Below are 20,809 nucleotides of genomic sequence, written 5' to 3'. Positions count from 1 at the left end.
TTGCTCTGGCCATAAATCGCCAGACGTGACTGAAAGGATCGCCATTCGGACACAACTGATCCGAATGACAGCAACGTCACTCCCTCATCAACATCGCAGTCCCGCAGGAGCGCAAGAGGCGCGCCTTTCGATTACTCCGCTGCAACCTGCTGTGCGACCGCCTCAACCTTCACGGCTGAAAACTTGAACTCCGGGATTTTCCCGTAAGGATCGACAGCCGGGTTGGTCAGGATATTTGCCGCGGCCTCGACATAGGCGAACGGCAAAAATACCATGTCGGGCGACACAGCGCGGTCCTCACGTGCCATGATCTCAATGGAGCCGCGTTTGGTGGTCAGGCGCACATGGTCGCCGGGTGACACGCCCAACTTGCGCAGGGTGCTTGGATGCAGCGAACAATTCGCCTCAGGCTCCAACCCATCCAAAACCGACGCACGCCGTGTCATGGATCCTGTATGCCAATGTTCCAACTGCCGCCCGGTGGTCAAAATCATTGGATATTGCGCGTCTGGGACATCGTCAGGTGCAATCACGGATGCAGGCGTAAACTTTGCCCGGCCATCTTTGCGGGGAAATCCATCGCTGAACACAATCGGCTGTCCGGGGTCCGTGGCGGAAAGCGACGGATAGGTGACCGCGTTCTCGCGTTCCAACCGATCCCACGTGATGTTCTTCAATGACTTCATGTTGAGCGTCATCTCGGCAAAGACATCTGCCGGATTTTCGTATGTCCACCCAAGCCCCAGCCGTTTGGCCAGCTCAACTTCGATCCACCAATCCTCGCGTGCCTCACCGGGAGGTGCCACTGCAGCCCGGCCCATCTGGACTTGTCGATTGGTGTTGGTCACAGTCCCGGATTTTTCGGCAAAAGCAGATGCAGGCAAGATCACATCGGCATAGTTTGCCGTTTCGGTGATGAAAATATCCTGCACAACCAGATGTTCCAACTTGGCAAGTGCATCACGCGCATGTTCCACATCCGGGTCCGACATCGCCGGGTTTTCGCCCAGTATATACATGCCGCGAATATCACCGTCATGCACCGCATCCATGATCTCGGTGACGGTCAGCCCTTTTTCATTGCTGAAATCCTCAGACTTCCAAACATCCGTAAAGGCCGAGCGCACACCGTCATCAGTCACCGATTGATAATCAGGCAAGAACATCGGGATCAGGCCGGCATCGGACGCGCCCTGCACATTGTTCTGACCGCGCAGCGGGTGCAGGCCCGCACCCGGACGCCCTACCTGACCGGTCATCAGTGCCAGCGAAATCAAGCAGCGTGAATTATCTGTCCCGTGGATGTGCTGGGAAATACCCATACCCCAGAAAATCATCGCCGCATTGGCCCCGGCAAAGGTCCGTGCCACGTCACGCAGCACGTCCGCTTTGATCCCGCATACTTCGGCCATTTTCTCTGGTGAGAAGTCTTTCAGATGTTCTTTTTCCGCTTCCCAGTTCTCGGTGTAGGCCGCGATATATTGCTCGTCATAAAGCTTTTCTTCGACAATCACATGCATGATCGCGTTCAGCATCGACACATCCGTGCCGGGTCGGAATTGCAACATATGCGACGCGAAACGGCGCAGGCCGACGCCGCGCGGGTCCATCACAATCAGCTTGCCACCCCGTTTGGTGAACTGCTTGAAATAGGTCGCAGCAACGGGATGGTTTTCAACCGGGTTCGCCCCGATCACAATCGCCACATCGGAATTTTCGATCTGGTTAAAGGTCGCTGTCACAGCACCCGAGCCCACATTTTCCATCAGCGCCGCAACAGATGAGGCATGGCACAGACGCGTGCAGTGATCGACGTTGTTATGACCAAATCCCTGGCGGATCATTTTCTGGAAAAGATAGGCCTCTTCGTTGGTGCATTTGGCTGAACCAAAACCCGCAACACCGCGCCCGCCAATGTCTTTCAGACCCTTGGCGGCGAAATCCAGAGCTTCATCCCAAGATGCTTCCCGAAAAAATTCAGCCCAGTTGCCGGGATCCACATTCAGCCCCTTGGCAGGTGCATCCTTACGCCGGATCAGCGGTTTGGTCAGACGGTGATCATGGTGAATGTAATCAAACCCGAACCGCCCTTTAACGCACAAACGCCCCTCGTTCGCGGGACCATTGATGCCATCCACATACTTGACTTTTCCGTCTTTCACCTTGAGCGAAATCTGGCAACCGACACCACAGAATGGGCAAATACTTTCGACTTCACTGTCAAAATCGGCGCTGTCGCCCACCTGATTTTCATCCATCACAGCAGCGGGCATCAATGCCCCGGTCGGGCAGGCCTGCACACATTCACCGCAGGCCACACAGGTGGACGCCCCCATCGGGTCCGCCATGTCAAAGGTAGGGTATGTATCATGCCCGCGACCCGACATACCGATCACATCGTTGACCTGAACTTCGCGACAGGCCCGCACACACAGCCCACATTGGATACAGGCATCAAGGTTCACCGACATCGCGACGTGGCTGTCATCAAGCAGCGGAATACGGCCCTCTTCCAACTTGGGAAAACGGCTGGCCTCAACGCCGTTCATCGCCGCCATATCCCACATGTGGCTCGACTTGTCATGGGCAACGTCTTGGTCCGGATGATCCGCCATCAACAGCTCAACCACCATCTTGCGCGCATTCACAGCACGCGCATTGTTTGTGGTCACAACCATGCCATCGCTGGGCTCGCGGATACAGGACGCGGCCAATGTGCGTTCGCCCTCGATCTCGACCATGCAGGCGCGGCAGTTGCCATCCGGGCGGTATCCCGGCGCAGGTTTATGGCACAGATGCGGAATGATCAGCCCCCTGCCATTCGCCACCTCCCAGATCGTCAGGCCCGCCTCGGCTTCGACTTTTTCGCCGTCCAGCGTAAAGGTGATCTTGTCTGACATGGTATTCTCCCGAGATGTCTTGCTTCACCCTATACCCAATTCCAGACAAGATCAGGAGTCCCAATCCCGACACCCTGCCAAAGTTTTGCGCCAAACAGTTCACAATCAAGAAGACGCCTTTTTCATTTCACCCTTTTACAAATACCGATCCCGCACTTTCATTGCGGTGCCACCTCACCTATCAAAGCACCAAAGGGAGCTGCACTTCATGTCTCACATCACTCTTATCCGCCACGGTCAGGCCAATTCAGGTGCCAAAGACGAAGTGAGCTATGATAAATTGAGCGATCTTGGCCATGAACAGGCGGTCTGGCTGGGCAGTTATCTGCGCGACACCGGCACCCATCATACGCGGCTTTATACCGGCACATTGACCCGCCATATTGAAACGGCAAACGGGATGGAAACAGGGATGGAGCCAATCCGCGATGCGCGGCTCAACGAGTTGGAGTATTTCACCCTCGCCACATTGATGGAAGAACAGCATGCAATCCCGTTTCCGACTGAACAGGGCGCGTTTTCCAGCCATTTGCCGCAGGTTTTCGATTTCTGGAAATCCGGCAAAATAGAAGATCCTCCAGAGAGTTACAGCAATTTCGAAGAGCGGATTCAAACCGTGCTGCACGAAATATCCGCAGGCCACGGGCCCGCGCTGGTCGTTACCTCGGGCGGGTTGATCTCGATGGTGATGGCACAGGCGATGGGGCTTGGTATTCCGGCCATGTCACGTATTGCACTGGCAATAATGCATACGTCGATGCACCGTCTTTTCCCAATCGGCGGTCACTGGTCGCCGGTGTTGTTCAATGCCGTACCGCATCTCGACACGCCCGAACGGCGCGTCGCGCAAACGCATATCTGAAAGGCGTCCCGATGCTCAAACTATTTTACGCCCCCGGAACGATCTCCATCGCTGTTGCCATCGCCTTACAGGAGGCCGGGCTGGATTATGAACCGATCAAAGTTGACTTCGCATCGGCGGCGCAGACCAAGCCGGACTATCTGGCGATAAATCCAAAGGGCCGTGTTCCTGCACTGGTGACATCCAAAGGCACGATACTGACCGAAACCGGGGCGGTGCTGGACTATATTGCCACCCTCGCCCCCGCTGCGAATTTGGTTCCTCAGGATACAGAGGTCGCCGCACATATGCGCAGCGTGATGTATTATCTGGCCTCAACCATGCATGTCGCTCATGCCCACAAAATGCGCGGCAGCCGTTGGGCAGATCAGCAATCCAGTTTTGAGGACATGAAAGCCAAGGTCCCACAAACCGTTGCTGCCTGTGCCGCTTATGTTGAGGCCGAATGCCTGCGCGGTGATTTTGTGACAGGTGACCAGATCAGCCTCCCTGACCCCTATCTCTTTGTGGTGTGCAATTGGATGGAAGGTGACGGCGTACCACGTGCTGGTTTTCCCAAGATCGACGCCTTTTTGAACCGTATGGAAACCCGCGACAGCGTTAAGGCGGTCCGCAAATTGGGAATGTTGTGAGCATGACACATATCTGGGTACGCGCTGAACAACGCGCAAACGAGACACGGGTTGGCCTGACACCTGACGGGGCAGCGACGCTGCTGAAAGCCGGTTTCAAGGTCACTGTCGAAGCATCAGACACACGCGCCATCGCAACCCAAGGCTACGTCGATGCAGGCTGCACTATTGCAAGCGAGCACAGTTGGCCTGACGCACCGCACGACGCCGTGATTTTTGGCCTCAAGGAATTGCCCGAGGATGGCACTGCCCTGCCGCATTGCCACATCATGTTTGGCCATGCCTACAAAGGACAATCAGCCGGACGCACCCTTTTGCAGCGGTTCAAGGCGGGGGGCGGCACCTTGCTTGATCTGGAATACCTTACCAATGACACCGGCCGCCGCGTCGCCGCGTTCGGGTATTGGGCCGGGTTTGCCGGTGCCGCCGTCACGCTCAAATGCTGGGCCGCTCAACAGCGCGGCGCGGTCGCGGGGCCCGTCGCTCCTTATGCAAGCGCTCAAGCGCTCAAACTCGCGTTGGCAGAAGAACTCAGGGAAGCTGGGGCACCGCCAAAGACGGCGCTGATCATCGGCGCTTTGGGCAGGGTTGGCACCGGGGCTGCCGACCTGTGTCGCGCGATGGGGGTGACGGTCACCGGATGGGACATGGCCGAAACAAAAAGCGGCGGTCCATTTCCTGAGATCCTCGACCATGATTTGTTCTTCAATTGCATTCTGGCCGGTCCAACCACGCCTGCCTTCGTGCGCCCGGATGCGCCCACGGCAGCACGCAGATTGCGGGTGATTGGCGACATTGCCTGCGATCCTGACAGCGACTTCAACCCGGTGCAGGTCTATGACCGTGCAACCACCTGGGCGGCACCCGCGCTGCGCGTGCACGACGATCCGCCGCTGGATGTCATGGCCATCGACAATCTGCCTTCGATGTTGCCACGTGAAAGCTCAGAGGACTTTGCGGGACAATTGCTGCCGACGTTGCTGGACCTTGGGCAGGATCGCAGTGGCACGTGGTCACGCGCCAAAAGCCTCTTTGACGATCATGTCAAACGCGTCTGAACGATCAGGCGAAAATTCGATAATAAAGCCAATCTGGCAAGAACTGTGCGCCGCGGAACACCAGTGAAAAGAGCCATGGAAAGCTCTTTTTGAAGCTGTCACCACTCATGTGCTCAAGCACTTCTTGGGCGGCGGCGTCGGCTTCCATCAGAAACGGCATTTTGAAGTCATTCTTGTCCGTAAGTTGCGTCTTTATAAAGCCGGGATTGATGACCTGAACCTGCACGCCGGTCTTGCGCAGATCGGCATACATACATTCCGCCAGCGACATCGTCGCGGCCTTGGATGCCGTGTACCCGATCGAACCCGGCAGCCCCCGAAATCCGGTCAGGCTTGAGGTGATGACGATGTGACCCTGATCACGGGCGACCATGTCGGGTACAACCTGCCCCATCACCCGCACCAACCCGGTAAAGTTAACGTCCGCCATGGCCGTGGCTTTTTCAGCGTCCCATTCCGTGGCCGCAAATGGCCAATAGACACCTGCCAAAAAGACAATTCCGTCGATCTGCCCCACAGCCTTGGCCGCCGCTGCCACGCTCGCATCGTCCGCCACATCAATGGTTTGCGCAGAGGCGCGACCGGGCAATGCAGAGACCAGATCATTCAGCTTATCCTCTGACCGCGCAGAGACGATCACCTCGGCACCTGCACGGCTGAGTTTATGGGCAAGGGCCGCCCCCAACCCATCGCTCGCCCCTACAACCCAATACCGCTTTGATTGCCAATTCTTCATTACATCTCCTTGGGGCGGATCGTGGCCACCAGTTCAGCCACCTTAAAACCGAATTTCCGAAACTGGCTGCGATTCACAATTGTTCCGTCTGGGGTCAGATACATCCAGTCGACCGTGTTCAGGACATGTCCGCCCACATCCTCTGGCAGCTTGATCTTATATCGCATTTGCACGGCTGACCCGGCCTGAACACCGCGCCCCTTGCCCGGAACGTCAGGTGCGGCGGCAGTAAAGTGCCCATCCTCACCCATGGTGATTGTCCATTGGCGAAGTTGGGTCGAGCCGTCATTGTATCGAAACTCTTCAGCCATCACGCCGGTATCGCCATCCCAGGTGATGTTGAAATCCGCGACAAACGAACTTGTCATCCTGCCCATCGGACCAAAAATAATACCTTCACAGATCATCTCACCGTTGAGGTGTTCCTTCAGGGAAAACGCGGGGAAACCATCGTCATAGTCTTGCGGGGTCTGGCCGGGAAATTCTGCATATCTCCGGCGCATGAAAACAAGCGAGACTGCAATGCACAGACCGATCATGAACCACAAAAAAGCTTCCATTAGCTATCCCCAATCTCTTTGACGCTGCCCAACAGCGCAATGGCAATGAGTTTCAGCATGCAAGGAACACCGGCATAAAGCCAGATCAGCAGTTGCACTGCTTCTTGCGGGCTTTTACCAGAACCCGACTGTAATCCCGCCCCCTCCAGCAAAGGAAGTAGGGCAACAGCCGCCAATGCCAATGTGAACTTTGAAACAAACGACCACAAGCCAAAGCCGATGGCCGCTGAGGGTGAGATTTTGGCCATACGCGTCGCAAACAGCGCGGGCAACAACGTCATGTCAGCCCCCAGCACCGCCCCCGAGGCCGCGCAGACGATGACGAACAGCCAAACATCCCCCGGACCCAGAAACAGCGCCCCGCCAAATGCCGCAATGCCAAGCACCATCGCGAGCAGCAGAACCCGCTTGCCGCCAAACCGCTCGGCCACCAATCCCCAGAACGGGGCCGCGACAGCAGCGCTCAGAAAGAACAAAAGCAGCAATGGCCCCTCAAAACCCGGTGCCTCCAGCGCGATCTCTACGTAGAACAGAAAAAGTGTTGAGCTAACGGCGACCGGTGCCGCGTTAAACAGGGCAATCAGCAACAGTGTCCGTGCAATCGGATCGCGCAGGACGGTTGCGAAACCTGTTGAGGTTGGCAGATCGGCGTCCCGCCATTCACCCCGCATGGACCAGACGGCTGCCAAGGCCAGCACGATGAACCCTGCCGCAAACCCGGCAAAGGGTGCGTCAAGCCAAATCCCCAGTCCCACTGGTGTCACAGACGCCACGCAAATGCCCAAAAGCGCGCCCGTTTCACGCCACCGCGCCAATTCAAGGTGGCCTTTGCCGGGCATCAGATCGGCCTTTGCCACGCCTTGGGCATAAAAACAGATCGTCAAAAAACTGAACGCAGAAAAGACCAATGTCAGCATAGCGCCAAACCAGATCAATGGTGATCCCAGGGGGTTTACGGCGAACAAACCGAACATCGCGATGGCCATGATGGCGGCGGCAATTCCGACCGCCAATCCGCGCTGGTGGCGCAAAGCTTCTGACAACCGCCCAAGCAACGGATCTTGCACCACATCCAGCAGTCGCAAGCCAAAAAGGACGGCCCCGAGTGCTGCCAACGACACGCCGTATTCATCGACAAAGAACTTCGGCGCGTGAATATAGATCGGCAAACCCGCAGCAGACAGCAAAGCGGCGAACAACGCATAAGACGGCAATCGTTGTGAACGTGCCGTCATCCGCGGGTGATTTCTTTTTCCGGGGGCGTGGGGCGCGGTCGAAAGGTGGCACCTTTCCACCAAAGCTTAAGAGCCTGCCAGTGGATCAACGCCAGCACCCGCCGCGCCCCAAACGGACGTCGCCAAAGTGCATGCAGTATTCCCAAATTTGTCAGCGGCTTACGCTTGCCAGTGAGTGTTGCGATCAGGCCGCCATTGCCTGCGGTATAATCGATCCATATCCCGATGCGGTCGTCTCGAATATCAAATCGAAATGTATAAGACCCCGTCACCGGCTGGAACGGCGAGACATGAAATATCTTTGTTGCATGCAGATGATCATTAGCCGCGATGGGGCGCAGATCGTCGTGATGACAGAGATAGCAGTGACGGTCCCCATAGGTGTTGGAAACTTCGGCGATCACCGCAATCAGCGCCCCGCCTCGGCGACAGAGCCAAAAGCTGACCGGGTTAAAGACATGGCCCAGAACACGCGGTTGGGCCAAAAGCTCAATCTGATCTACGCCCTTCACATTATGTTCCAGCAATACGTCACGCACCCACGGCGCGCCCCGACCCTGTTTGGGCGCTCCCCCATGGTCCACGTCCTGAAGCGATGAAACACCCGCTTTGTTGCGTCCGAACAGCAGGGGCGTGGTGACGGGTACTTCTGCATCGCAAAGCACATAGTCAATGGAATATCGGAACGCGTTTTCAACCGCACCCTTGCGGCCGTGAAACGTATGACCTGCGATATGATCGACTGTTGCTGTCATGGTTTCATCATCACTCTGCTGCCATCGTCAGGCCTGCTGCACCTTCGATGCGATGCACAACTTCGACGGCACTGGCCAGCCCGTCTTCGTGAAACCCATTGCGCATCCAAGCGCCGCAGAACCAGGTGTTATCTGTGCCATTGAATGTCGCGATTTCCCTTTGTGCCGATAGTGCAGCAAGGTCATAGACCGGGTGGCGCAACGTGGTCTGGTCATAGATCAACTCTTCACGGATGGTGCGTTTTGTGTTGAGGGTCACAAAATGCAAATCGTCCATCGGAATCGGCTGCAGGGAATTCATCCAATAGGTCAGGTCAATCTTGTCAGATTTCGCATTGCCATCTTCGGTGTAAACCCAAGAGGCCCAGGTGGATCGGCGCTTGGGCATGATGGAAGTATCGGCATGCAGGGTAATGTCGTTCGGTTGATATTTAATCGCGCCCAAGCTGCGTTTTTCGTGTGGTTTTGCGTCTGTCAGCATCCCAAGAGTGTCGTCAGAATGGGTGGCGAATATGACCTCGTCAAATTGTTCCCAATCCCCGCCCCATGTCTTGACCTCTGCGCCCATTGGCGTGCGGCGCACCCCCTGCACGGCAGCGTTCAGGCGAATGTCGATACCCTTGTTGCGCATCGCACGATCCAGCCGCGTCACATATTCCTGTGAGCCGCCTTTGACGGTGTACCACTGATGCTGACCGGAGTAATTAAGCAAGGCGTGGTTTTCGAAAAAATTGATCATCGCATGGGCGGGAAAATCCATGATCTTGTCGGTGGGTGTGGACCAGATCGCACCTGACAACGGTGCAAGATAGTAATCTCGGAAATAGCGACCAGTGCCCAATAGCGACAAGAACTCGGCGATCGTGAGGTTCTGATCCTTGGCAATTTTCAACGCGTGTTTGTTGAACCGAAAGATATCCCGCAACATGCCTATGAAAGCCGGGTTCAATAGATTTCGGCGCTGCGCAAAAACAGCGTCGAGGCTGGTCAGCGCATATTCAAACCGCCCGCCGTCAATAGAGGCCCCAAAGCTCATGTTGGATTTAACCACAGGGACGTCAAGTTCGGCGAAAAGTCCGGCCAGATATGGATAATTGGCGTAATTAAAAACGATAAACCCGGTATCTACGGGTTGATCACCGTTTTTTCCCGCCATGACAGTCCTTGCGTGACCGCCTATTTTTTTGCCTGCCTCAAACAAGGTCACGCGGTGATTGCCGCCCAACAGATGCGCCGCCCCCATCCCTGAGATGCCTGCACCGATCACGGCGATGTTGCGTTGTTTTTTGGAGGAGGCAAAGGGACCATTGGTCGCTGCTTCGATTGGCATAAGCTATTTTATTCCCGTACTTTCTTAGTCTTTTGCTTACTATACGCACCAACCACGCGGATGGATGCAAAAGAGTTCGAAAGAAATTGATCCGTTCCGCGATGTGTCACGTATTCTGGATATGAACGCCTCGACACATACATTGCAATCTCTGCCCCGGCCCGCCACTCTGACTGATGGGGGTCCCTGTGCGTTGTGGGGCGGCAAGATGTCGGGGTTTGGGAAGTTGTCGATGGAGCAGAAGTCACAGAACTCAGATTGGATCGCCGAGATGTTGCGCGTTCGGGATCAGAAAGACCGCAAGGCGTTTGCCGCGCTCTTCACCCATTTCGCGCCGCGCATAAAAGGGTTTTTGATCAAGTCCGGTGCCGATGCCGCAATGGCCGAGGAATGTGCGCAGGATGTGATGACAACCCTTTGGCACAAGTCGGAACAATTCGACCCGACGCGCGCCTCGGTTGCCACATGGATATTTACCATCGCCCGCAATCGCCGCATCGACATGTTGCGCCGGCAGCGCCGTCCTGAGCCGGAAGAGCTGACATGGGGACCTGAGCCGGAACCGGATCAGGCTGACACAATCGCGCTGATGCAAGAAACCGAACAGCTCAAGGCGGCGATGATCGCCTTGCCTGATGCGCAGCGCGAGCTGATCGAAAAGGCCTATTTTGGCGATCTCAGCCAAGCCGAAATTGCAAAAATCACCGGTCTGCCATTGGGCACGATCAAATCCCGTATTCGACTGGCGCTTGACCGTTTACGCCACGCTATGAATTGAAGGTAAATATGACTATCAGACATCATTTGGATGACGCCACCTTGATGGCTTATGCCGCAGGTACTTTACCAGAGGCGTTCAATCTCGCTGTTGCGTCACATGTATCGCTCTGTGATGAGTGCCGGGCGGCTGTCGCAAGCTGCGATGCGGTTGGGGGTGTTTTGATGGACACCGTTGAGGTTTCTGATCTGGCGGATGAAAGCCTTGCACATGTGATGGCACGGCTGGATCTGCCCGAGGCGCAAACGCCACCGCACAGGGTGATGAAAAAGGGTACACTGCCCGGTCCATTGCAAGACTATGTTGGCGGTGATCTGGAAAGCATCAAATGGCGGCCGATTGGCATGGGCGTAAAGCAAGCGATATTGACCACCTCGTCAGAGGCGGTTGCACGGCTGCTTTACATTCCGGCGGGTGTTGCAATGCCCGATCACAGTCACGGCGGCAATGAATTGACCTTGGTATTGCAAGGCGCATTCTTTGATGAAGACGATAGATTTGCCCGTGGTGATATCGAGGTCGCCGATGGCAGCGTAACCCACACACCCATCGCTGACATTGGTGACGATTGCATCTGTCTTGCGGTAACGGATGCACCATTGGAATTCAAAAAATTGCTGCCGCGGATCGTTCAGCGTTTCGTCGGCATCTAACCTTCGGGTTTGGTCAGTGGCACAACGTTGACGGACTCTTCGGGGGTCAATTCCTCAAAATCGAAATTGTCCAGACGGGCGGCGCGTTTGCCCGCCCGTTCCGCAGCAGTGCCGATGCCGTCAAGATCGGCACGTGCCTGACCAAAATGGGTGTTCAGCTTGTCCACACGCGAGACCACAAGTTCTACGTCGCGGTGCAATTGCTTGAGCGTCTTGCGGATGGCCCCCGCCTGTTCGCGCATGCGGGCATCTTTGAGGATCGCGCGCATGGTGTTCAGGGTGGCCATACACGTGGTCGGCGATACAATCCACACCCGGCAGTCAAAACCATACCGCACCAGTTCAGGAAAATTCGCGTGCAGTTCGGCATAGACCGCCTCTGACGGCAAGAACATCAATGCGCCGTCGGCGGTCTCCCCCTCAAGAATGTATTTGTCCGAAATGGCATTGATGTGAGCGCGGACCGCAACTTTCATCTGCGCAGCAGCGGCTTTTAGCTCGATTTCGGTCTTGGCCCGACGCAGTGCCTCGTAGGCCTCCAGCGGGAATTTGCTGTCGATCACGATCGGACCGGGCGGGTTCGGCAAATGGATCAGACAATCGGCACGTTTGCCGTTCGACAGCGTCGCCTGCAGGGCATAGCTGTCTGTTGGAAGCGCTTTGGACACGATATCGGTCAACTGGATTTCGCCAAAAGCCCCGCGCGTCTGCTTGTTGCTCAGAATGTCCTGAAGGCTCAGCACATCACCGCTTAATTTGGTGATGTTATCCTGCGCCTTGTCGATAGACGCCAGACGTTCCTGCAACTGGGTCAGGCTGGTCGTTGTCTGTTTGGATGACCCGTGCAGCGTCTCACTCATCCGTTCCTGCATCTCGGCCAAGGAGCGTGCGGATTTAGCGGCATTGTCGGCCAGCCGGTCCTGCATGTTCTGCTGAACACTGGCCAGCCGTGCCTCCATGCTTTGGATCATCTGCGCCTGGGCATTGGCCTGGGTGTCAGATACGGTTTGCAGACCCCCCCGCAATTGTTCCTGCCCCGCGCCCAATTGCTGCACGTGGCCGCCCATGATTTGCATTTGTTGGCTCAGCGGGGCCGCCATTCTGGCAGAGCGACCGGCGGCACGCACCGCCATGATCAACAGGATGAAGATGACCACCAAAATCGCCGCGCCGCTTAATGCGGCGATTACAAGGGGATCACCCCATTCATATCTTTGCCCTGCAATTTCAATCATGTGCGTCCGAATAGCCGTTCAATATCGGCCAGTTTGAGTTCAACATATGTCGGGCGACCGTGGTTGCACTGACCCGAATGCGGTGTCGCTTCCATCTCGCGCAAGAGCGCATTCATTTCCTCGGCGCGCATCCAACGGCCGGACCGGATTGAGCCATGGCAAGCAATACGACTGAGGATCGCTTCGATCTTGGCTTGCACGATATTGCTTTCGTTTTGGTCTGCAAGTTCATCAAGGATATCCATGATCAAGGCCCGCGCATTCACCGGGCCAAGAATGGCAGGCGTTTCGCGCACGGCAATGGCACCCCCCCCAAATGCTTCGATGCCAAGACCCAAGCGCGCCAAATCGTCAGCACATTCCAGCAGCCGTGCGGAATCCCCAGCGGACAGTTCAACAATCTCGGGGATCAGCAACGCCTGCGCTGCAACGCCATTTTCCGCCATCTGGTTTTTGAGCTTTTCATAGACCAGCCGTTCATGCGCGGCGTGTTGGTCAACGATCACCATGCCAGTGGCGGTCTGCGCGATGATATAGTTTTCATGTACCTGCCCGCGCGCGGCCCCCAGCGGGTGATGCGTCGCGTCATTTTCTGTCTGTTCTGGCTCTTGTGCCGCGCTTTCGACCCGTCCCCACATCCCGGCCGTTTCCGCAAAACCGGGCGCTTGGGTGGTATAGGCTGTCATCCGTGCGCCAGCGCTGGGGCGGTCCATCTGATAGACACGCGCGCCGGTCGGCTCTGGACGCATTGCGCCCAATGTGGCCCCGGCAACCGTCGTTGAGGCACGATGTCCGGCCTCGGCCAACGCATGGCGCAGTGCCGACACAATCAGCCCCCGCGCCAACCCGGGATCGCGAAAGCGGACCTCGGATTTTGCCGGATGGACATTCACATCGACCAGTGTCGGATCGCAATCCAGAAACAGCGCGGCGGCAGGATGGCGGTCACGGCTCAGAAAATCGAAATAGGCACCGCGCAACGCGCCAACCAGCAGTTTATCCCTGACCGGACGGCCATTGACGAAGAGATACTGCATCACAGCAGACCCGCGTGAATATGTTGGAAGGGCGGCAAAACCGGTCAGGTGAAGCCCCTCGCGCGTCGCATCAATGGGCAGTGCGTTATCTGCAAATTCGCGCCCCAGAACCTGTGCCAGCCGTCCCTGCAACGCATCGAACATTTCACCTTGTTCTGCCGCGGCGCGGAACACCTCGCGTCCCGAACCGTCGCCCGATACATCGCGCAGCACAAATTGAACGAACGGCTCTGCCATCGCCAGACGTTTGATCACATCGCCAATTGCCTGCGCCTCTGCGCGGTCCGTGCGCAAGAATTTCAACCGCGCTGGTGTGGCAAAAAATAGATCGCGCAGCGTCACAACGGTGCCGCCATTCAATGCAGCGGGGCGAACGGGTGTGGCGTGACCCCCATTCACCGCAATTTCGGCACCGTCATGACCGGCGGCCCGGCTGGCAATCGTCAGACGACCAACAGCCCCAAGGGAAGGCAACGCTTCGCCCCTGAACCCGAACGAATGAATGTTCAGCAGGTCAGACCCGTCGATTTTGGAAGTCGCATGCCGTGACATCGCCAGCGTCAGATCACCCGGTGCCATTCCGCATCCGTCGTCTGTCACCCGGATCAGGGTCTTGCCGCCATCGCTATATTCCACGGTGATCCGCTGCGCGCCCGCATCAATGGCATTTTCCACCAGCTCTTTGACGGCAGATGCCGGGCGTTCAACCACCTCGCCCGCTGCAATGCGGTTCACGGCAGCTTCATCCAGTTGACGGATGATGGGCTGCGTTTCGCTTATATTGGGGTTAGGACGGGCCATACCGCTAGACCTAGCATATCTAAGGGCGATTCTTCCAGCGGTGGAACATAGTTATCCACGGCTAATTTGGCGGCAGACCCGCAACAGTCCGGCCCTTGGCCAGACTGCGTAAAAGCCAGCGGGCCGACCCTGTTAAGAATCGGCCCGATGCCAGAAAGGCTGCTTTTGCGCGCTGTGTTTTTTATTATCCTGGAATTATCAGGCGCTGGCCAATCTGAATGAGATCGGGTGATTTGAGAAGGGGACGGTTTGCCTGAAAAATGCGGTGGTAGTCACTGGGGCGCCCGTAAAACTGAAGCGAGAGATAGGCAAGACTGTCACCCGGCTCGACCACGTAAATGCGCTTACCCTCAATCTCGCGGATTTTGGCGCGTGACGCGGCAAAGGCACGGCGGCTCATTTCCCGGGCGGCCTCTGCGCCCTCCTCAGTCCCATCCTCGGCCAATGAGGTCTGAACCAGATTGAACAGCAGCGTGTCCATATCGACGTTGCCGTCCGTCGTGTTCAATGACGCCGGGAGTTCGATGCGGCCCTCGTCCGCTGCTTTTTGCAACAGATTTGCCATTATTTTGCTGGTCAGGTCAGCATTGATGGTTTTCAGGACGATCCGTTCCTGAGCGTTCTCAGTGTTGACGCTGACGGTGTATACACCTGCCAGAACACCCTCACGCAGCATGCGCAACTTGTTGCGGCTGACAATGGCCAATGCTTCGCGGGATTTGGCTTTGCGTTCATCCTCGGTCAACTTACCCACAGTGCGGATTGGCATCAGACCTTGCAGAATTGACGCCTCAAGGTTCGGGAACCGAGGGTCGTTGCGCAGTGCATCGCCCGTTGGCGACAGCAGGTCTGGGGACTGCTGACGTGTCACTTCTTGCTCAAGGCTGGCCGCAACAAATATTTCAAGGTCAGAAGGTGTCGGCTCGGTCGGCGCGACAAAGGCAATAGATGCGACAGGTTCGGTTGGTCCGCCAAATTGCACTGTGGACATGATGACAAGCACGAATGTCAAAACCGCTACGAGACTGACCGCCGCGATTGTTCCATTAAAGCCCATTGCCCGACGGGATGCCGCATTTTCGTGCAACGTTTCGGGAACATCGTAGCTCTTAAAGATGATGGGCGGCGAGGTCGGATCAGGAAGGCGATGCATGCTCATGAGGTGACTTCTTTTATACTGAAGCCCAAGATCGCCCAAACCTGCATGCCACCGCGATAATATCGGATTTTGCTGGCAGGATACCCTTCGTCCAAAAGATTTCTAACCAGTTTTCCCGCGTCATCCGCGCTTGGCCCGTTGTCATACACCAGCAGTTCGCGGGCGTCTGTAAAGGTGAACATGCCATCAATTTCGCGCACACCAAGGGCTCTCAGGATCTCGTCCTTGAATTCATTTTCTGGCGAAAGCGTCGCGTAAGGAAGGCTCACGGTGCCGGGAATGTAACCCTTGGCCCGATCAGCCGGCATGCGTGCATCCACCATCAAACCGGTGTTGCCTGCGACTTCATTTACCAGAAATGCAAGCACATCGAGCTCGCCAAACGTTTCTATCCCATCTGCGATAACCATCGGCGCGATACAGGGCTCGTCACATTCTGCACCATTGGTCGAAAAACGTGTGGCAATGCGAGCAGGTTCTTGGTTTTCTCGACTGATGTTCACACGTTCGCCGTTGAAAATGAACGACGCTTTGGCTTCTTTGAATATGTCTTGTGCTGTAACTACGCCGCTGGCGAGGCAAAAAATTGCAAATAGCGTTGCCGCCAACCTTAACATGATATCGTCCCCCCAGACGCACTACCAGATATAGTTGCGCTGGCCGGCAAGCCGCGCACCCCTTGGATTGTGGGCTACATATAGTCAAATGATGATTCGGAGGTCAAAGCAAAAACGAATCACTTTGGCAAAAATGTCGAATGAGTGGAACAGTGAGTCGAATTGGCATCTATCCTGGTCAGATTGACGACATTGACCTTGGCTGGATGGCCTCTATCCTGCCCCTTTCAACCTGAGATAGCCAAGAGGGGGAACCGTGATGTCTGCTGGATATTTGACGACGCATGTCCTTGATACGGCCCGCGGGCTGCCTGCAGGCGGGATGACAATCACTCTTTATCGGATTGACGGGGCAAACCGCCTCAAGCTTGCGACAATGCAGACGAATTCTGATGGGCGCACAGAAACGCCAATTCTGCCAAAGGGGCAATGCGTCACCGGCACATATGAGTTGGTCTTTGATGCCGGCACCTATCTCGATCGATCCGGGGCCGCGCCGGAAAGCCCACGGTTCCTAGACGAAATACCGATCCGATTTGGGATCTCTGATGCGGATGCGCATTATCACGTACCTCTCTTGTTGTCGCCGTTCGGTTTTTCAACCTACCGGGGCAGTTGAACCGCGCAGGCGATGCGGGCCAAAAAGCGCTGCGATCCCCAAAAGAACACCGGAGACCGTGGCAATCATACCCGCCGCGGAAACACTATCGGCAAGACCGATCCACAAAGGGCCGTATCCCGCCAGAACATACCCAATGACAGCTGAAACTGTGGCAAAGACCACAGACCATGCCACCTGATGTTCCAGTCGATTGGTCATCAGCCGTGCTGCTGCAGGCGGACAGATAAACATCGCGATCACAATGATGCTGCCAACCGCATCAAAGGCCGCAACCGCCGCGATTGCCGCCATGATCACCAGCGCCAGCCCCAGTGGACTGGTGCGCAGGCCGATGGTCCGCGCGAAGCCTTCGTCAAATGTGCTGATCTTGAGCGGCCGCCAAAATACGAAAATAAACAGTGCAACGGCCACAAGTGTGATGGCCATACGTGGCAATTCAACCGGCAAGCCAGCCAGCGCAACAGGATCCAGCAGGGAGTGCCATCCGGTCGCGTCCAGCCAGATCAGGCTTTCCAGATTACCGTAAAGCGCATGTTCAACATCCAGATGGACGCTGCTGGTATCAGACTGCTCCAACAGCAGCACACCGCCTGCAAACATGGATGTAAAAATAACGCCCATTGCGGCACCGGCTTCGATCTTGCCCAAACGCCGGACCGCCTCAATCCCGATAACCGCCACCACGGCGGCACCGGCGGCCCCCAGCAACATGGGCCATGTGGTCACAACACCGGTCACAAGAAACGCAACAACGATACCCGGCAGGACAACGTGGCTGATCGCATCCCCGATCAACGCCTGACGTCGCAACACCAGAAAATTGCCCGGTAACCCACAGGCCACGGCAACGAAAATGCCCGTCAGCATCGGCACCAGCGACAGGGGAACAAATTCCGCGCCGCTCATGCCGGTACCACGGCGCGCAGGTCAATGCGGCTGTCCACTTCGGTGATTTGGTCGGGCGTGAGCACTGTTTCGATCTCGGTCAGCCCGTCATAGAACGATGCAGCAGCTTCATAGGCCGGGTCCCTGCGGATGATCTGCCACCGGGTTTCGTCACGCAGTGCTTTTGTCGCACGCGCGCGGCCTTCTTTTGTCGCAACGCCATCGGGCAATGCCCACCCTTGGGCCCGAAGCAGCCGGAGCGTGAGGCGCTCGTATATCGGCTGTCCATGCGCCAGCGCCAGCAACCCCTGCCGCAAATGAACCCTGCGTTGATAGGCGGTGTGGCGCAGCACTGCCGATGCAACGCCGCGACCGGGGGCCAGCAACAATGACACTGCGAAAAAGCCGAAACTAACCAAAACGATAATGGGTCCGGTCGGCATGTCTGGCAAAGATGCAGAGAGTGCGGCACCGATGTAGGCGGACAGGCCACCCAGCACCCCGGCGATCAGCACAACATGGTCGGTCCGTTCGGTCCAGAAGCGCGCTGTCACAGGCGGGATGATCAGCAAGGCCACAATCAAGATCAGGCCAACAATTTTCAGCCCCACAACTGTCACCGCCAGCACCAGCCCCATCATTGCAAGATCAGTGCGCCTTACATTCTGCCCCAATGAAATTGCAAAATCGGGATCGAAAGACGCAAGTGTGAGCGGGCGGCGCATCAAAAGCACCAGCGCCAGTGTGAACGCAGCAGACCCCGCAATCACCAATGCGTCGGCGCGCAACATCCCCGCAGTTGAGCCAAGCAGAAACCCTTCAAGCCCGGCTTGTCGTCCCGCGCTCATCGTTTGGATCACTGTCAACAGCACGATCCCAAAGCCGAAGAACACCGACAGGACAGATCCAATCGCTGCGTCTTCGGCCAATCGCGTGCGCGTCGTAAGCCAGGATACCAACAGCAATCCAGTCGCCGCGGACAGAGCCGCACCGCCCAGCAGGCCCACCAGATTGCGCCCCTCGCCGCCCAGCGCCACCATCAGCATGAAAGCCAGCGCAACACCCGGCAGCGTTGCGTGGCTGATTGCATCACTGACCAGTGCGCGTTTGCGCAAGAAAAGGAATGTTCCCCCTACACCGGCGGCCATACCCAAAAGGGCTGCACCCAGTGTCACCAGCGTGGCGTTATACCCCAATTGAAGCGTCAGCGCGTCCCAGATCATATGAGCTGCAGCGCCTCCATCTGTGGGGCGGCCAGACGCCCGCCATAGGCGTCTTGCAACATCTGGGTCGTGAATGTCGTTGCAACCGGCCCTTCGGCCACACGGCGGGTGTTGATCAGAAACACATTGTCAAAATACTCCGCAACAGTGCTGAGGTCATGATGTACTGCAACAACCGTTTTACCGGCATCACGCAAGGATTTCAGAACGGCAATAATCGCTTTTTCGGTGGCGGCATCGACGCCTGCAAAAGGCTCGTCCAACAGATACAGATCCGCATCCTGCGCCAGCGCGCGCGCCAAGAAGACACGCTGTTGCTGACCCCCTGAAAGCTGACCAATTTGGCGCGTGGCAAAATCCTCCATTCCGACACGGGCCAGACACCCCTTTGCCTTTTCGCGATGGGCGGGCCTGACCCGACCCAAAAGACCAAGCTGAGGATAAAGCCCCATCAGCACCACGTCGATCACCCGCGTGGGGAAATCCCAGTCTACAGAGGCCCGTTGCGGCACATAGGCGATGCGGTGGCGCTGGTCGTCAACGGGTTTGCCGTAGATCGTGGTCGTCCCGGCCAGGGGTTTGAGGATGCCCAATGCCGCCTTCAGCAAAGTGGATTTCCCCGCCCCATTCGGCCCGATGATCGCTGTCATTTTGCCAGTCTCGACCGTCATATCGACAGAGAAAATAGCGGGCTTCTGGCCATATGAAACCGTCATGCCACGTATTGCCAGCGGACTGTTCTCGCGGTTCACTTTAACGGGGTCCGCGTCTTGGGTTGTGGCCAGTTCAACACTCATTGATCAGCTTCCCTGCGCCAGTTTTCCCTGCATCCCCGATGCCGGGATATCAGCACCCAACGCAGTCGCGATGGTGGTGACATTGTGGTCAATCATGCCAATATAAGTGCCCTCATAGGTGCCATCGGACCCCATTGCATCACTGAAAAGCGATCCGCCAATGCGTACCTCGTGCCCCTGTGCGCCAGCCCCTTCGATCAAGGCGCGCATATTGCGGTCCGAGACTGAGGTTTCCACAAAAACGGCCCCGATTTTGCGGGCCACAAGGTCATCAACCAATTCGCTGATCCGGTTCAGGCCAGCTTCGCTTGCTGTGGAAATGCCCTGAATGCCAATAACCTCAAACCCAAACGCCCGTCCGAAATAACCAAAGGCATCATGGGCAGTGACCAGAACACGCTGATCTTGGGGTACTTTGGTCAGCGCATCATTAGCATAGGCCGCCAGCGCCGTCAGTTCTGACTGATAGGTGCTGGCATTTTGCGCAAAGGCATCCGCATGCTCTGGGCGCGCCGCTGACAAGGCCGCGGTGATTTCGCTGACGACGCCCTGCCAGGTGGTGGGGTCCATCCACACATGCGGATCAAATCGCCCGTCATAAGACGGATGGCTCAGCAAACTGTCTTTTGGCAAAGCTTCTGCGACCGCCACGACGGTGCGTTTGCCAGCGAGCTCTTCAAAGAACCGCTCCATCTGCGCCTCAAGATAAAGTCCGTGCCAGAGCACCAGATCGGCGCGGGTCATGGCAACGATATCGCTGCGGGTCTGGCGGTATCCGTGCGGATCAACACCCGGTCCCATCAGCGCGCGGACAGTCACAAAATCGCCGCCGATCCGGCGGGCGGCATCGGCAATCATGCCCGTGGTCGCCACAATCGCAATGGTATCAGCGGCCCTGACCAGCGAGGCGGTGCTGATCAATGCCATGCCCCCC

At 56.8% G+C, this 20,809-nt stretch carries 20 protein-coding genes; 6 read left to right on the top strand and 14 right to left on the bottom strand.

Annotation, left to right across the window (positions count from 1 at the left end; genetic code table 11):
* Positions 1-131 precede the first annotated feature (131 nt).
* Positions 132-2,900 (bottom strand): formate dehydrogenase subunit alpha, encoded by a 2,769-nt coding sequence (fdhF, locus tag C1J02_RS02835; protein ID WP_114877060.1) that lies wholly within the window; start codon positions 2,898-2,900, stop codon positions 132-134.
* A gap of 208 nt (positions 2,901-3,108) precedes the next feature.
* Between fdhF and C1J02_RS02830 the strand changes: the two genes are divergently transcribed.
* Genes C1J02_RS02830 through C1J02_RS02820 form a run of 3 tightly spaced genes read left to right on the top strand, consistent with a single transcriptional unit; the run spans position 3,109 to position 5,452 of the window.
* Positions 3,109-3,762, top strand: a complete 654-nt coding sequence (locus tag C1J02_RS02830; RefSeq protein WP_114877059.1) for a histidine phosphatase family protein — start codon at positions 3,109-3,111, stop codon at positions 3,760-3,762.
* A gap of 11 nt (positions 3,763-3,773) precedes the next feature.
* The gene (locus tag C1J02_RS02825; RefSeq protein WP_114877058.1) at positions 3,774-4,394 is read left to right on the top strand and encodes a glutathione S-transferase family protein; all 621 of its coding nucleotides are present in this window, start codon (positions 3,774-3,776) and stop codon (positions 4,392-4,394) included.
* A gap of 2 nt (positions 4,395-4,396) precedes the next feature.
* Positions 4,397-5,452 (top strand): saccharopine dehydrogenase, encoded by a 1,056-nt coding sequence (locus tag C1J02_RS02820; protein WP_114877057.1) that lies wholly within the window; start codon positions 4,397-4,399, stop codon positions 5,450-5,452.
* 4 nt (positions 5,453-5,456) lie between these two features.
* Here C1J02_RS02820 and C1J02_RS02815 read toward each other — a convergent pair whose 3' ends face one another.
* Genes C1J02_RS02815 through C1J02_RS02795 form a run of 5 tightly spaced genes read right to left on the bottom strand, consistent with a single transcriptional unit; the run spans position 5,457 to position 10,068 of the window.
* The gene (locus C1J02_RS02815) at positions 5,457-6,188 is read right to left on the bottom strand and encodes an SDR family oxidoreductase (protein ID WP_114877056.1); all 732 of its coding nucleotides are present in this window, start codon (positions 6,186-6,188) and stop codon (positions 5,457-5,459) included.
* Positions 6,188-6,748 (bottom strand): DUF3833 family protein, encoded by a 561-nt coding sequence (locus C1J02_RS02810; RefSeq protein WP_114877055.1) that lies wholly within the window; start codon positions 6,746-6,748, stop codon positions 6,188-6,190. Before C1J02_RS02810 ends, C1J02_RS02815 begins: the two co-directional genes overlap by 1 nt.
* Entirely contained in the window at positions 6,748-7,983 is a 1,236-nt protein-coding gene (locus C1J02_RS02805; protein ID WP_114877054.1) for an MFS transporter, read from the bottom strand. The genes C1J02_RS02810 and C1J02_RS02805 overlap by 1 nt, the downstream gene beginning before the upstream one ends.
* A complete protein-coding gene (locus C1J02_RS02800) occupies positions 7,980-8,738 on the bottom strand; it encodes a DUF1365 domain-containing protein (RefSeq protein ID WP_114877053.1) in 759 nt (252 codons plus the stop codon). Before C1J02_RS02800 ends, C1J02_RS02805 begins: the two co-directional genes overlap by 4 nt.
* A 10-nt stretch (positions 8,739-8,748) precedes the next feature.
* Positions 8,749-10,068 carry an NAD(P)/FAD-dependent oxidoreductase gene (locus C1J02_RS02795; RefSeq protein ID WP_114877052.1) on the bottom strand — a complete coding sequence of 440 codons (1,320 nt, stop codon included), beginning with the start codon at positions 10,066-10,068 and terminating at the stop codon, positions 8,749-8,751.
* Between the two features lie 208 nt (positions 10,069-10,276).
* Between C1J02_RS02795 and C1J02_RS02790 the strand changes: the two genes are divergently transcribed.
* Entirely contained in the window at positions 10,277-10,846 is a 570-nt protein-coding gene (locus C1J02_RS02790; protein WP_114880334.1) for a sigma-70 family RNA polymerase sigma factor, read from the top strand.
* An 8-nt stretch (positions 10,847-10,854) separates the two neighbouring features.
* Positions 10,855-11,499 (top strand): ChrR family anti-sigma-E factor, encoded by a 645-nt coding sequence (locus C1J02_RS02785; protein ID WP_114877051.1) that lies wholly within the window; start codon positions 10,855-10,857, stop codon positions 11,497-11,499.
* Here C1J02_RS02785 and C1J02_RS02780 read toward each other — a convergent pair.
* The 4 genes from C1J02_RS02780 to C1J02_RS02765 all read right to left on the bottom strand — a co-directional run bounded on the left by C1J02_RS02780 (position 11,496) and on the right by C1J02_RS02765 (position 16,348).
* Positions 11,496-12,734, bottom strand: coding sequence for a DNA recombination protein RmuC (locus C1J02_RS02780; RefSeq protein ID WP_114877050.1), 1,239 nt, complete (start codon positions 12,732-12,734; stop codon positions 11,496-11,498). The two genes, C1J02_RS02785 and C1J02_RS02780, sit on opposite strands and share 4 nt — an antisense overlap.
* Positions 12,731-14,572 (bottom strand): DNA mismatch repair endonuclease MutL, encoded by a 1,842-nt coding sequence (mutL, locus tag C1J02_RS02775; RefSeq protein WP_114877049.1) that lies wholly within the window; start codon positions 14,570-14,572, stop codon positions 12,731-12,733. Before mutL ends, C1J02_RS02780 begins: the two co-directional genes overlap by 4 nt.
* 184 nt (positions 14,573-14,756) lie before the next feature.
* The gene (locus C1J02_RS21015) at positions 14,757-15,731 is read right to left on the bottom strand and encodes a LysM peptidoglycan-binding domain-containing protein (RefSeq protein ID WP_205389851.1); all 975 of its coding nucleotides are present in this window, start codon (positions 15,729-15,731) and stop codon (positions 14,757-14,759) included.
* Positions 15,728-16,348 (bottom strand): rhodanese-like domain-containing protein, encoded by a 621-nt coding sequence (locus C1J02_RS02765; RefSeq protein WP_114877048.1) that lies wholly within the window; start codon positions 16,346-16,348, stop codon positions 15,728-15,730. Before C1J02_RS02765 ends, C1J02_RS21015 begins: the two co-directional genes overlap by 4 nt.
* Before the next feature lie 259 nt (positions 16,349-16,607).
* Here C1J02_RS02765 and uraH point away from each other — a divergent pair, with 259 nt between their 5' ends.
* Complete coding sequence (uraH, locus tag C1J02_RS02760) at positions 16,608-16,967, top strand: hydroxyisourate hydrolase (protein ID WP_114877047.1); 360 nt, start codon at positions 16,608-16,610, stop codon at positions 16,965-16,967.
* Here the strand turns inward: uraH and C1J02_RS02755 are convergent.
* From C1J02_RS02755 to C1J02_RS02740, 4 genes are read right to left on the bottom strand one after another with little or no spacing between them, the layout of a single operon-like run.
* On the bottom strand, positions 16,947-17,876 hold the full coding sequence (locus tag C1J02_RS02755) for a metal ABC transporter permease (RefSeq protein ID WP_114877046.1): 930 nt from the start codon (positions 17,874-17,876) through the stop codon (positions 16,947-16,949). The genes uraH and C1J02_RS02755 overlap by 21 nt on opposite strands.
* Positions 17,873-19,078: a metal ABC transporter permease gene (locus C1J02_RS02750; protein WP_114877045.1), complete on the bottom strand. Its 1,206-nt coding sequence runs from the start codon at positions 19,076-19,078 to the stop codon at positions 17,873-17,875. Before C1J02_RS02750 ends, C1J02_RS02755 begins: the two co-directional genes overlap by 4 nt.
* Positions 19,075-19,875: a metal ABC transporter ATP-binding protein gene (locus C1J02_RS02745; protein WP_114877044.1), complete on the bottom strand. Its 801-nt coding sequence runs from the start codon at positions 19,873-19,875 to the stop codon at positions 19,075-19,077. Before C1J02_RS02745 ends, C1J02_RS02750 begins: the two co-directional genes overlap by 4 nt.
* 3 nt (positions 19,876-19,878) lie before the next feature.
* Complete coding sequence (locus C1J02_RS02740) at positions 19,879-20,802, bottom strand: metal ABC transporter solute-binding protein, Zn/Mn family (protein WP_254693187.1); 924 nt, start codon at positions 20,800-20,802, stop codon at positions 19,879-19,881.
* Positions 20,803-20,809: the final 7 nt, after the last annotated feature.

The organism is Sulfitobacter sp. SK011 (assembly GCF_003352065.1).
Classification (GTDB): domain Bacteria; phylum Pseudomonadota; class Alphaproteobacteria; order Rhodobacterales; family Rhodobacteraceae; genus Sulfitobacter.
The sequence above is the reverse complement of the archived record's forward strand: the minus strand, read 5'-3'. Positions and strand labels throughout refer to the sequence as shown.